Annotated in this window: 14 protein-coding genes; 13 read left to right on the top strand and 1 reads right to left on the bottom strand. The window is 42.1% G+C overall.

Annotation, left to right across the window (positions count from 1 at the left end; genetic code table 11):
• Positions 1-16 precede the first annotated feature (16 nt).
• The gene (locus tag H7F25_RS10440; RefSeq protein ID WP_024427953.1) at positions 17-787 is read left to right on the top strand and encodes a 16S rRNA (uracil(1498)-N(3))-methyltransferase; all 771 of its coding nucleotides are present in this window, start codon (positions 17-19) and stop codon (positions 785-787) included.
• A complete protein-coding gene (mtaB, locus tag H7F25_RS10435) occupies positions 787-2,145 on the top strand; it encodes a tRNA (N(6)-L-threonylcarbamoyladenosine(37)-C(2))-methylthiotransferase MtaB (RefSeq protein WP_024423030.1) in 1,359 nt (452 codons plus the stop codon). Before H7F25_RS10440 ends, mtaB begins: the two co-directional genes overlap by 1 nt.
• A 41-nt stretch (positions 2,146-2,186) precedes the next feature.
• On the opposite strand, the gene H7F25_RS10430 is transcribed toward mtaB, so the two are convergent.
• Positions 2,187-3,116 (bottom strand): Na/Pi symporter, encoded by a 930-nt coding sequence (locus H7F25_RS10430; RefSeq protein ID WP_149126465.1) that lies wholly within the window; start codon positions 3,114-3,116, stop codon positions 2,187-2,189.
• Between the two features lie 182 nt (positions 3,117-3,298).
• Here H7F25_RS10430 and rpsU point away from each other — a divergent pair, with 182 nt between their 5' ends.
• From rpsU to H7F25_RS10375, 11 genes are all read left to right on the top strand, one after another.
• Positions 3,299-3,472, top strand: coding sequence for a 30S ribosomal protein S21 (gene rpsU, locus H7F25_RS10425; RefSeq protein WP_003152957.1), 174 nt, complete (start codon positions 3,299-3,301; stop codon positions 3,470-3,472).
• A 14-nt stretch (positions 3,473-3,486) separates the two neighbouring features.
• On the top strand, positions 3,487-3,936 hold the full coding sequence (locus H7F25_RS10420; protein ID WP_024423028.1) for a GatB/YqeY domain-containing protein: 450 nt from the start codon (positions 3,487-3,489) through the stop codon (positions 3,934-3,936).
• A gap of 141 nt (positions 3,937-4,077) precedes the next feature.
• Positions 4,078-5,391 (top strand): NfeD family protein, encoded by a 1,314-nt coding sequence (locus H7F25_RS10415; protein ID WP_039180060.1) that lies wholly within the window; start codon positions 4,078-4,080, stop codon positions 5,389-5,391.
• Positions 5,392-5,418: 27 nt separating this feature from the next.
• Positions 5,419-6,411 carry a flotillin-like protein FloA gene (gene floA / locus H7F25_RS10410; protein WP_024423026.1) on the top strand — a complete coding sequence of 331 codons (993 nt, stop codon included), beginning with the start codon at positions 5,419-5,421 and terminating at the stop codon, positions 6,409-6,411.
• 31 nt (positions 6,412-6,442) lie between these two features.
• A complete protein-coding gene (locus H7F25_RS10405; protein WP_073206344.1) occupies positions 6,443-6,940 on the top strand; it encodes a hypothetical protein in 498 nt (165 codons plus the stop codon).
• A gap of 205 nt (positions 6,941-7,145) precedes the next feature.
• Positions 7,146-7,427: a sporulation protein YqfC gene (gene yqfC / locus H7F25_RS10400; protein WP_012010618.1), complete on the top strand. Its 282-nt coding sequence runs from the start codon at positions 7,146-7,148 to the stop codon at positions 7,425-7,427.
• Between the two features lie 18 nt (positions 7,428-7,445).
• Positions 7,446-8,636 (top strand): sporulation protein YqfD, encoded by a 1,191-nt coding sequence (gene yqfD, locus H7F25_RS10395; RefSeq protein ID WP_024423024.1) that lies wholly within the window; start codon positions 7,446-7,448, stop codon positions 8,634-8,636.
• 3 nt (positions 8,637-8,639) lie between these two features.
• Entirely contained in the window at positions 8,640-9,599 is a 960-nt protein-coding gene (locus tag H7F25_RS10390; RefSeq protein ID WP_059374602.1) for a PhoH family protein, read from the top strand.
• Between the two features lie 114 nt (positions 9,600-9,713).
• The gene (locus H7F25_RS10385) at positions 9,714-11,825 is read left to right on the top strand and encodes an HD family phosphohydrolase (RefSeq protein ID WP_370880885.1); all 2,112 of its coding nucleotides are present in this window, start codon (positions 9,714-9,716) and stop codon (positions 11,823-11,825) included.
• Positions 11,826-12,305, top strand: coding sequence for an rRNA maturation RNase YbeY (ybeY, locus tag H7F25_RS10380; RefSeq protein ID WP_024423021.1), 480 nt, complete (start codon positions 11,826-11,828; stop codon positions 12,303-12,305).
• A complete protein-coding gene (locus H7F25_RS10375; RefSeq protein ID WP_073206342.1) occupies positions 12,283-12,669 on the top strand; it encodes a diacylglycerol kinase family protein in 387 nt (128 codons plus the stop codon). Before ybeY ends, H7F25_RS10375 begins: the two co-directional genes overlap by 23 nt.
• The last annotated feature ends 61 nt before the right edge of the window (positions 12,670-12,730 follow it).

Raw genomic sequence — 12,730 nt, 5'->3', positions numbered from 1 at the left:
AGGTGTCAGGACACGTATGCAACGATATTTTATCGACCTCACGAAAGAAGAAGTGACGTTAAAGGGAGCCATCGTTATAAAAGGTGAAGATGTACATCATCTTTCCAATGTCATGCGGATGAAAGCAGGGCAGGAAATCCTTTGTTTAACGACAGACGGCTTTGAAGCGCTCAGTAAAATTGATACAATAACAAAGGAGGAAGTGATTTGCCACCTTGAAAGCTGGACAAATCAGGACAGAGAACTTCCGATTAGGGTGACGATTGCAAGCGGTCTTCCAAAAGGAGATAAGCTTGAGCTCATTATCCAAAAAGGCACAGAGCTTGGCGCAAGTGCTTTTATTCCGTTTCAAGCGGCTCGTTCTATTACAAAGCTTGACCAAAAAAAGTCACATAAAAAACGAGAGCGCTGGGAGAAAATCGCGAAAGAAGCAGCCGAGCAGTCCTACCGGAATATCATTCCCCGTGTTTATTCAGTATCAACGTTTAAAGAGCTGACGCAATTAGCTGGTGAATTCGATAAATGTGTCGTTGCATACGAAGAATCATCGAAAGAAGGAGAGCAAAGCCGTTTTCAAACTGTGCTTCAACAGATGAAAGGCGGACAAACCTTGCTAGTGGTTTTTGGCCCTGAAGGCGGTTTGGCAGAAAAGGAGATTGAAGAGCTTGAAACGCTTGGTGCAGTCATTTGCGGGCTTGGACCACGCATTTTAAGAACAGAAACTGCTCCTTTATATGCGCTTTCTGCTATATCTTATCAAACAGAGTTATTAAGAGGTGAATCATGATGGGAACAGTAGCGTTCCATACACTTGGCTGTAAGGTCAACCACTATGAAACAGAGGCGATCTGGCAGCTGTTTAAAGAAGCTGGCTATGAAAGAAAAGAGTATGAATCAAAAGCAGACGTATATGTCATTAATACATGTACGGTCACGAATACAGGCGATAAGAAAAGCCGCCAAGTCATTAGAAGAGCCATTCGCCATAACCCGGATGGTGTCATTTGTGTAACAGGCTGCTATGCGCAAACATCACCAGCAGAAATCATGGCGATTCCTGGTGTTGATATTGTGGTTGGAACACAGGACCGACATAAATTACTAGGCTATATTGAAGAATACCGCAGAGAAAGACAGCCGATCAACGGGGTTGGCAATATCATGAAAGCACGTGTGTTTGAAGAACTTGATGTTCCTGCCTTCACAGACAGAACGCGCGCTTCATTAAAAATCCAAGAAGGCTGTAACAATTTCTGTACATTCTGCATTATTCCTTGGGCGCGCGGCCTTCTTCGTTCTCGTGATCCAGAAGAGGTCATCAATCAAGCGCAGCAGCTTGTTGATGCGGGCTATAAAGAAATTGTGCTTACAGGTATTCACACAGGCGGATACGGAGAAGACTTAAAGGATTATAACTTTGCAAAGCTTCTGAGAGAATTAGATGAACGTGTTATTGGCTTGAAACGAATCCGTATTTCATCTATTGAAGCAAGTCAAATTACAGATGAAGTGATTGAAGTGCTTGATCAGTCAGATAAAATTGTCAGACACTTACACATCCCGCTTCAATCTGGCTCAAATACTGTGCTGAAAAGAATGCGCCGTAAATATACGATGGAATTCTTTGCAGAGCGTTTAACAAAGCTGAAAAAAGCATTGCCGGGACTTGCTGTCACCTCTGATGTAATCGTTGGATTCCCTGGGGAAACAGAAGAAGAGTTCTTGGAAACGTACAATTTTGTCAAAGACCATCAATTCTCTGAGCTGCATGTATTCCCTTACAGCAAACGTACAGGTACCCCGGCTGCAAGAATGGAAGATCAAGTGGATGAGAATGTGAAAAACGAACGTGTCCACCGTTTGATCGCTCTTTCTGACCAGCTTGCGAAAGAGTATGCATCAGCATACGAAGGTGATGTGCTAGAGATTATTCCGGAAGAATCCTTCAAAGAACAAGAAGGAAACCACAATCTTTATGTTGGTTATACCGATAACTACATGAAAGTTGTTTTTGAAGGGACAGAGGACATGATCGGCCGTCTGGTCAAAGTGAAAATTACGAAAGCGGGCTATCCTTATAACGAAGGACAATTCGTTCGCATCAGCGATGATGTGCAGCCAGACAAAGTGAGAATGACCTCATAATAGATAAAAAACCGGCAGCCAAAAGGGCAAGCCGGTTTCTTTTATTTTGACTGATTCGGCATGAGACACAAGATCAATGCGTGAAAAGGGCGAATGAACGGAAAGAAGAGGAGAGAGCTTGCCACATTAAACAGCAGGCTGAAATGCGCAATCTGCTGGGCAGGAGAGCTTGCGAGAAGGGCGACAACCTCTGTGATCAGGGCGAGAAACGGCAGGCATAAAAGAACCCCAAGCACATTAAACACGACGTGTGCATAAGCCGTTTGACGTGCTGCGTAGCCGCCAGATATCGCAGCCATCACAGCCGTAATACATGTCCCAATATTGGACCCCAACACAAAGCTGATACCTTCCTGAAGTGCCACAGTTCCCTCATTCATAAATCCCATTAAAATACCGATACAGACTGAGCTCGAATGAACAATTGCTGTGAAAATGGTACCCGAAAGCAGCGCTGTCCAGTCTGAATGCTGCATCATTTCAAGAAAACGCAATGTCTCAGGCTGGCTTGTCATCATCCCTGCAATTTTCGAAAAGCCTTGTATGCAAAAAAAGATCATCCCGAGCCCAAATAAACTTTTACCTGCATGTCTAAAAGATGTCCTGCCAAAAAGGATAAATACGAGACCGGCTATGATTAAAACCCACATGAACACGTCCATTTGAATGGCGATAAATTCTGTCGTAAACGTGGAGCCGATATTGGTTCCAAGAATCATTGGGATCGATTTTTTAAAAGAGAGAATGCCAGTACTGACAAAGCCAATGACGATAACCATAAAAGCAGAACTGCTTTGTAGAACCCCTGTAAACACAATGCTGACCAAGAATGCTTTGACCGGGTGATTTGTAAAGAGAAGAAGTGATTTCTCAATACGAGACGACGCAAGCGCCATTAATCCTTTTCTCAGCAAGCCCATTGACCATAAAAAAATGAAAATAAGTGCACAAAAATAAATGATCGCCATCATAGAAAAGTCCTCCTCTTACCAATGAATATATGGACTTGTCTACCTGCTCATGACGAAAATATATTTCCAAATCACTTAGTTGACCTCACACTGGGCTTATATTATAATGTCTAGGTACATGTTTTGCATGTATATCTTTTTTTAATGCAGTCGATTGGTGTATTCGGAGGGAGGGAAAGAGAATGTCAAAAACGGTCGTTAGAAAAAACGAATCGCTTGAAGATGCTCTTCGTCGCTTTAAACGCAGTGTATCCAAAACTGGAACATTGCAAGAAGCAAGAAAGCGTGAATTTTATGAAAAGCCTAGCGTAAAGCGCAAGAAAAAGTCTGAAGCTGCTAGAAAACGTAAATTCTAAAGAGGGTGGATTTTATGAGTCTTCTTGAGCAATTAAATTCTGATATGAAGCTTATGATGAAAAACCGTGAGAAAGACAAGCTTGTTGTCATTCGTATGGTAAAGGCTTCGCTGCAAAATGAAGCAATTAAGCTTAAGAAAGACAGTTTGACCGGCGATGAGGAACTAACCGTCCTTTCCCGCGAGATTAAGCAACGTAAAGACTCCCTCCATGAATTTTCGAAAGCTAATCGCTTAGATTTAGTAGATAAAGTTCAAAAAGAGATTGACATATTAGACGTTTATTTACCTGAACAGCTTTCTGAAGAAGAACTGCAAACGATCGTGAAAGAAACGATTACTGAAACAGGTGCTTCCTCGAAGGCTGATATGGGTAAAGTCATGAGCGCTATTATGCCAAAAGTAAAAGGTAAAGCTGATGGAGCTGTCATTAACAGACTTGTCAGCGAGCAGCTGTCTCAATAAAAAAGTATCCTTCTATTGTTAGAAGGGTACTTTTTTTATGCCCTCGTGATTCTGTCATATAAAAATGAAACCTATGATACATTTGTAACGTATGTAAAGGAACGGTAAAATGGAAGAAAGAGAGGAGGGATCACCAAATAGATGAAAAAAATAAAAATTTCTATTGCTCTCTTCAGTTGTTTTATAATATGCTTGTTATTAGGGGTTCAATTGACCGCGAAATCAGCAGATCAGAAAGTTCATGTTATCCCAATTGAAGATACAGTAGAAAAAGGACTTTCTAAATTCATTGAACGATCGTTTGAGCAGGCAAAGTCGGAGCGGGCGAAGCATATTATTCTTGACATCAATACACCAGGTGGTGCAGTCGATGCAGCGCTTGAGATCGCAGATACGATTCGTGCTTCCGATATCCCAGTGACAGCGTTTGTCAATCATAGAGCGCTTTCAGCCGGGGCCTTCATCGCGCTAAATGCCGATCAAATTTATATGACCCCGAATGGAAAGATGGGGGCGGCTGCGATCATCGATGGAGAAGGCAATGCTGCCGATCAAAAATCTGAATCTCTATGGCTTGCTGAAATGAGTGATGCTGCCGAAAAACAGGGGCGTGATCCAAAGTATGCTCTTGCCATGGCGGATATAGATATAGACGCAAAAGAAGCCGGTGCACCAAAAGGAGAATTGCTCACCTTCAACACAGACCGGGCGCTTAAATTCGGTTATGCAGAAGGAGAAGCAAAAAATATGGATGACTTGCTTCAAAAGCTGAAATTAAAAGATGCTTCTGTTCAATACGATGAAGTGAGCTTTGCTGAAAAGGTTGCGCGTTTTCTTACGCACCCAATTGTCATTCCAATCCTTTTATCCATTGCAAGTTTAGGGTTAGTTGTTGAGCTCTATTCTCCTGGCTTTGGAGTCCCGGGCACCATGGGAGTGACAGCGCTTCTTCTATTCTTTTATGGTCATCTCGTGGCAGGTTTTGCAGGATATGAGACGTTGTTCCTGTTTTTAGCAGGGATTGCACTCATCATTCTGGAATTGTTTTTGCCAGGGGGAATCGTAGGTGTCATTGGACTGATCTGTGTCGTTGTCAGCTTATTTTTAGCAGCTGGAAGCTTTACAGAAATGGCGATTTCCATCTTGATTGCCACTGCTGTTTCAATCATAGCAGTTATTTTATTGACAAAGGTGTTGGGGAAACGTATGAAATTCTTTAAAAAGTTCATTTTAACCGATTCAACCAATAAGGAAAGTGGTTATGTCTCAAATGAAACAAGAGAGGATCTTGTTGGACAAATCGCAGTGACAGCTACCGCACTTCGTCCATCTGGTACGATCGTACTCGGAGATGAGCGCATTGATGTGGTGTCAGAAGGTGCATTTATCGATAAAGATGAACAAGTAAAAATTGTGAAAGCGGAAGGCTCACGCATTGTCGTGAGGAAAGTATAGATATACTGATTTTAGAGGAGGAATAAAATGGATCCATCTACTTTACTATTATTTGTGATTATCGCAGCAGGTTTGATTGTTCTATCGATCTTTTTCACCTTTGTACCGGTGATGCTGTGGATTTCTGCCCTAGCGGCTGGCGTAAAAGTGAGCATTTTTACACTTGTAGGAATGAGACTGCGCCGAGTGATTCCAAACCGAGTGGTCAACCCGCTCATCAAAGCACATAAAGCAGGTCTTGATGTGACGATTAACCAGCTGGAGAGCCACTATCTTGCAGGTGGTAACGTGGACCGAGTGGTGAACGCATTAATTGCAGCTCAACGCGCGAATATCGAATTGAACTTTGCCCGCTGTGCAGCCATCGACCTAGCAGGCCGTGACGTACTTGAAGCAGTTCAAATGAGTGTAAACCCTAAAGTCATTGAAACACCATTTATCTCTGGTGTTGCGATGGACGGGATTGAAGTCAAAGCAAAAGCACGTATTACCGTTCGTGCAAACATCGACCGACTTGTCGGTGGTGCAGGGGAAGAAACAATTATTGCCCGTGTAGGTGAAGGGATTGTCTCTACAATCGGTTCATCAGATAATCATAAAAAGGTTCTTGAGAATCCTGATATGATTTCTCAAACGGTTCTTGGTAAAGGATTAGATTCAGGTACTGCATTTGAAATTCTCTCGATTGATATCGCAGATGTTGATATCGGTAAGAACATCGGGGCAATTCTGCAAACAGACCAAGCAGAAGCAGACAAAAACATTGCACAGGCTAAAGCAGAAGAACGCCGCGCAATGGCTGTTGCACAAGAACAAGAGATGCGTGCGAAAGTTGAAGAAATGCGCGCGAAAGTCGTAGAAGCAGAGGCTGAAGTACCACTTGCAATGGCTGAAGCATTACGTGAAGGCAATATTGGTGTCATGGACTACATGAACATTAAGAATATCGATGCTGATACGGATATGAGAGATTCATTTGGCAAAATGACAAAAGGTCCATCTGATAATGAAAACAAATAAGCATCCTCTCACGCTTTAAGGAGGGAGCCCATTGGACATTCTATTTGAAAATCCGCTACTAATTGCGATTATCATCGGTATCATCTCTGCCGTCTTTGGGAAGATCGGCAAACAAGAGGAGAACGAAGAGCAGAATCAGCAAAAGAAGCCCGCTCCTCAGCGTAAGCAGGTGCCCCAAAAGCAAACAAAGCAAACAAGTCCAGATCCAGTCGTGACCGATCAGCTGGACGATTTCGGCGATGTACATGATCATGGCGGGATGAAGAAAAAAACTTCTCAGTCCTTACAAGATCGCTATACGGCTACACTTGCCGAAATGGAAGAAAGAAAAAACGAGCTGAACAAAGAGTTCCAATCGCTTGAAAGAGAGCTGACAAGGCCAAAGGCTGCATCTGCTGAAGAGAGGCCAAAAATCATTGAGAAGCTGAACCAAGATACAATTGTTCAAGGAATGATCCTTGGAGAAGTATTTGGAGAGCCGCGCGCGAAAAAGCCGCACAGAACGATGAAACGGCCATATAAAAGATAAAGAAGAAAGCCCCCTTTTTCATAAAGGGGGCTTTTTTTGCCTGATGACGATTTTTCTTAAGGAAAATCCTTAAAAGGCTATTTTACGGGATTCATTAGCATGATATGAACCCCTGAGGAATAGGATGATACAGAGGCTTTCTCATCAGTCTCACCATCTTTCAGTTTGATCTCATACACATGAGGTGGGAAGGGGTTCTTATTGAATGGGAAAAAGAAAAAATCGACTTAAAGCATGGCTGACAAGAACACTTGAAATCCCTCCAGACGTGATGATGGATCTTCCCCGTATTACGATGGTTGGCAGACTCCACATTTACATAGAGAACCATAAAGGGCTTTTGCTTTTCAGTGATCAAGAGGTAAGGCTGATGCTCAAACAGGGACAATGCATTATTTCAGGGAAAGATTTTGTGATTAAAACGATTTTGCCAGAAGAGATTTTATTGGAAGGGAAAATCGATGAGGTCCGTTATATTGATTCTTAACTGACGGAGGGGAGAAGCGTGAAGAATAAATGGTTCGCCTATTTTATTGGCAGAGTGGAAGTGGAGATCAAAGGAAATGGCATTGAGCGGCTCATTAATGAGTGCACGAGGCAGGGGATCACAATGTTTCAAGTGAGCCGCCGTCAAGACAGCGTGCGCTTATTTATTCGCTTATCAGATGTACATGCCTTCAGAAAGGTACGCAGACATCATGACGTGACATGTTCATTTCATCAAAAAAAGGGCTTTCCATTTCTACTCCTATGGTCAAGGAAGAATATCGGATTTACCCTTGGGATTGTATGCTTTCTAGTGACGATATTGGCGCTTTCAAACATGGTATGGAAAATTGATATTAAAGGAGCCAATCCAGAAACTGAACATCAAATGAGAAAGCATTTAGATGACATCGGGGTGCAAAAAGGACGTTTTCAATTTCTAATGGGAACACCTGAAAAAATTCAAAAATCCCTGACAACCAATATTCCAAGCATCACATGGGTCGGTGTAGAACTAAACGGCACAACCTTTCAAATGAAAGTTGTGGAAAAAAATGAACCTGAAAAAGAAAAATACACGAGTCCTCAGCATATCGTTGCCAAGAAAAAGGCTGTCATCACGAGAATGTATGTAGAAAAAGGAGAGCCGCTCGCCGCGGTTGATGAACATGTTAAGAAAGGACAGATGCTTGTCTCTGGACTCATTGGCAGTGAAGATCAGCAAAAAACGGTAGGAGCCAAAGCGAAAATCTATGGTGAAACGTGGTATCGTTCTGAAGTTTCTGTCCCTCTTCGAACATCTTTTGACGTCTTTACGGGTAAAATGAAGACAAAGCACAAGCTCTCCGCATTTGGAGGCTCACTGCCATTTTGGGGCTTTTCTTTTAAAAAGGATGATTTTAAGCATCCAAAAACAGAAACAGAAGTTCATCCGCTTCATTTCTTAAACATGCAGCTCCCATTCTCTTATGAAAAGGAAATTACAAGAGAAAGTGAGAAAATAAACCGAGAATACACAAATAAAGAAGCGGTTCAAGCAGGGATTAAAATGGGTAAAAAAGAATTAGAAGAGAAGCTAGGTCAAACAGGAGAGGTGAAAAGTGAAAAAGTTTTGCACGAGACAACAGGGAATGGTAAAGTTAAGTTAATCATCCTTTACCAAGTAATAGAAGATATTGTTCAACCAACACCTATTGTTCAGGGAGACTAGAGAATGACAGAACATTTACTTGAGATTCAACAAAAATTGGATAGCCCAAACGAAGCGATTGCTTTATTTGGCAATCAAGATGCTTATCTGAAACTAATGGAAAACGAGCTGAACGTCTCCGTTATTACGCGTGGAGAAAAAGTGTATGTTTCTGGTGAGGAAGCATCAAGAGATACAGTAAGCCGTTTGATCACATCTCTTTTACATCTCATCCGTAAAGGAATTGAGATATCTGAACGGGATGTCGTTTATGCCATTAAAATGGCGCAAAAAAACAAGCTGAATTATTTTGAAAATATGTATGAAGATGAAATTACGAAAAATGCCAAAGGAAAATCGATCAGGGTGAAAACAATCGGCCAGCGGGAATATGCTGCGGCGATGAAAAAAGATGATCTGGTCTTTGGAATTGGACCCGCTGGTACAGGGAAGACGTATTTGGCAGTTGTCAATGCGGTCCATTCACTGAAAAATGGACATGTAAAACGGATTATCCTGACAAGACCAGCTGTTGAAGCAGGAGAGAGTCTTGGCTTTTTACCAGGTGATCTAAAGGAAAAAGTAGATCCTTATTTAAGACCACTATATGATGCCCTGCATGATGTGCTTGGCAGTGATCATACGGAACGTTTAATCGAGCGCGGCGTGATTGAAATAGCGCCCCTTGCCTATATGAGAGGCCGGACGCTTGATGATGCATTTGTGATTTTAGATGAAGCGCAGAATACAACACCTGCCCAAATGAAAATGTTTTTGACGAGACTTGGGTTTGGCTCTAAAATGGTCATTACAGGAGATATTACACAGATCGATCTGCCAAAGGGCATGCAGTCAGGTCTTGCGGCTGCAAAGGACATGCTTGCAGAGATCAAGGGCATCTCATTTATTGAATTAGACCAGACAGATGTGGTCAGACACCCGCTAGTGGCGAAGATCATTGGCGCATACGAAAAGCAAAAATGAACTGAGTGACCCGATCGTCTTCATCGGGTCATTTTGTTTCGATCGTGGTTTAAAGTAAAAAAGGAGGTACTTTCCTTGAGAAAGAATCAAAAAGGCAGTAAGCGCAAAAGACTGCTGTCTAAAAAAGAACCTCAGAAAATGGAGCGCTCACGTTATTTAAATGTTTTGCTGTACGCTGGTTTAGCAGCCATTTTATTCGTGGTGCTCTTCTTCCATGTAAAGCCTGAATCGCTCGACTTAGATTTATTTTCAGTGAGCGAACAGACCATCTATTCTCCGTCAACCGTTGATGATCAAGAAGCGACAGAAGAAAAGAAACAAGAAGCAACAGATCAGGTAGAAGATCAATATACGCTCAAAAAAGCGTATTCTGATAATCGCGTAGACCTCATCTCATCCCTCTTTGAAGCCATTAAAGAAGAGAAGAAAGCAGCTGATGATAAAGAGAACGCGCCATCAGATCAAGAAATGGTCAAGCGTGTCAAAGAAAAGCTCACCACAGATATGCAGGAGGCTGTTTCGGATCAATCCATCAAAGCACTGCTCCAGGCAAGTGATGAAAATCTCTCATTTACTAAGGATTCCATCATCACAGTGGTGAATTCACTGATGAGTAAAGAAATCACAGCAGCGAAATTACAAGATGAGAAAAAACAAGTCAAAACAGAGCTTAAAAACAATTCAATTCCATCAAAATACTTAAATGCAGCGACAGAAATCGGCGAATTTGCGATCATTCCAAACTATGTATTTGACCCAGTGGCAACAGAAAAGAAAAGACAGGAAGCGGCTGACAATATTCAGCCTGTGCAAATTAAGCAGGGGCAAATCTTAGTTGAAGAAGGAGAGCTCATCGACCGGGAAGTTTATCGCAAATTAGAACTGACGGGTTTGTTAAACAGCTCAAATTTATTTAAGCCTGTAAGTGGTCTTCTCATATTAATTGGACTTTTCTTAGCAGCGATTATTCATTCCCTTGAATCGAGGAAAAAATCGCTTGTCCATAAGAATAAGTCATTACTGCTTTACTCGCTTATTTTCACGATTATATTAATTATCATGGAAGTGTTCAGCCTCTTCCAGGAGACGAAGTATACGACGATAGGCTATGTCGTGCCAGTGGCACTTGGCACGATGCTGATCAAGCTGCTCATTAATGAGCGGTTAGCGATCTTCTCCGGTCTTGTATTTGCTCTTTGCGGCAGTATGATGTTTAATCAAGGAGTAACCGGCGTCTTTAACTATGTGATCTGCGCTTATTATCTTGTGAGCGGGATGGCTGGTATTTTATTTTTAAGAAAACATAATGCAAGATCAAAAATATTGCAGGCCGGGCTTTTGGTGGCTTTGGTGAATGTACTTGTGGTTTTATCTATTACACTGATCCAAAACTCTTCACCATCAGGGCTTGAAATCGGTGTGAACCTCATGATGGCAATTGTGTCAGGGTTTGCATCATCTATCTTGGTCATTGGGTTAATGCCTGTTTTTGAGAGCATGTTTGGTATTCTTTCCACAATGAAACTGATTGAATTATCCAATCCAAATCATCCGCTGCTCAAAAAGATTTTAACCGAGACACCAGGTACATATCATCATAGTGTCATGGTGGCGAATTTAGCGGATGCTGCATGTGAAGCAGTCGGCGCAAATGGTCTTTTAGCAAGGGTCGGCGCTTATTATCATGACATTGGGAAAACGAAAAGACCGCAATACTTTATCGAAAACCAAATGAACATTGATAATCCGCATGACAAGCTTTCTCCTCAGCTGAGTAAAAATATTATTATTGCCCATACGACAGATGGCGCTGATATGCTGAGAGAAAAGAAGTTTCCTGAAGAACTTGTCGACATTGCCGAACAGCATCACGGGAAGTCTCTTTTAAAGTTCTTTTACTATAAGGCGAAAGAGCGTGATGATCAGGTGACAGAAGAAGAATTCCGTTACCCTGGTCCAAAGCCGCAGTCAAAAGAAGCAGCGATTATTTCTGTGGCTGACAGCGTTGAAGCGGCGGTTCGTTCCATGCATAATCCAAATCCAGAGCGGATTGAAAAGCTTGTCAAAGGCATTATTTCAGATAAAATGCAGGACGGGCAATTTAGTGAGTGTGACCTCACATTTAAAGAATTAAATATTATCAGCCAAACGATTTGTACAACATTAAAGGGGATTTTCCATTCTCGGATTGAATATCCAGATGCCCCGAAGCAGAAGGTGAAGTAAATGACATTGTTAATCGATTTAATAGATGAAACAGGACAAGTATCAAAAGAGCAGCTTGAAGAAGTGGAAAAGCTTCTTCAGTTTGCTGCGGACGAACTTGAGGTCAAGGATCAAGCGGAAGTATCAGTGACGATCGTTTCGAATGAAGAGATTCATCAAATCAATAAAGAATACCGCGGAAAAGACGCACCAACGGATGTGATCTCCTTTGCACTTGAGGAAGAAGGAGAAGGGGAGATTGAAATCATAGGAGCGGATGATATCCCGCCTGTACTTGGTGACATTATCATTAGTGTGGATCGAACGAAAGAGCAGGCAGAGGAATATGGACATTCCTTTATGAGAGAGCTTGGATTCTTAACGATTCATGGCTTCCTCCATTTGCTCGGGTACGATCATATGACAGAGGAAGATGAAAAAGAAATGTTCGCCAAACAGACAAAAATCTTGGATGATTATGGCCTTTCGAGATCATCGTAAGAAAAGAAGGCCGCTCGCCCGTTTTTTTTGGAGTTTTTACTATGCATTTAGAGGAATATGGCGAACTTTCTTGAATGAACGGAATTTTCGATTTCACACAGTCGCAGCCATCATCGTGGTGATCTGCGGCTTTTGGTTCCGCATTGACCCATTTGAATGGCTGATCGTTCTTCTTCTTTGCGGGGGGATGTTTGCGCTTGAACTTGTCAATACAGCCATTGAACATACAGTGGATCTGATGACAGAAGAAAGGCACCCGCTTGCAGAGAGAGCGAAGGACGCTGCGGCAGGCGCTGTTTGCGTTTACGCCGCGATTTCGGTTATGATTGGGTTGATCATCTTCTTACCGAAGATCATGCAATAGAACAATATTACTATTTATTAACATTTTTAGAAATGGGCGTGAAAATGTCACGTGAATTATG

The sequence above is a fragment of the Bacillus sp. PAMC28571 genome, from assembly GCF_014250435.1.
Taxonomy (GTDB): Bacteria; Bacillota; Bacilli; order Bacillales; family Bacillaceae; genus Bacillus; species Bacillus safensis.
The sequence above is the reverse complement of the archived record's forward strand: the minus strand, read 5'-3'. Positions and strand labels throughout refer to the sequence as shown.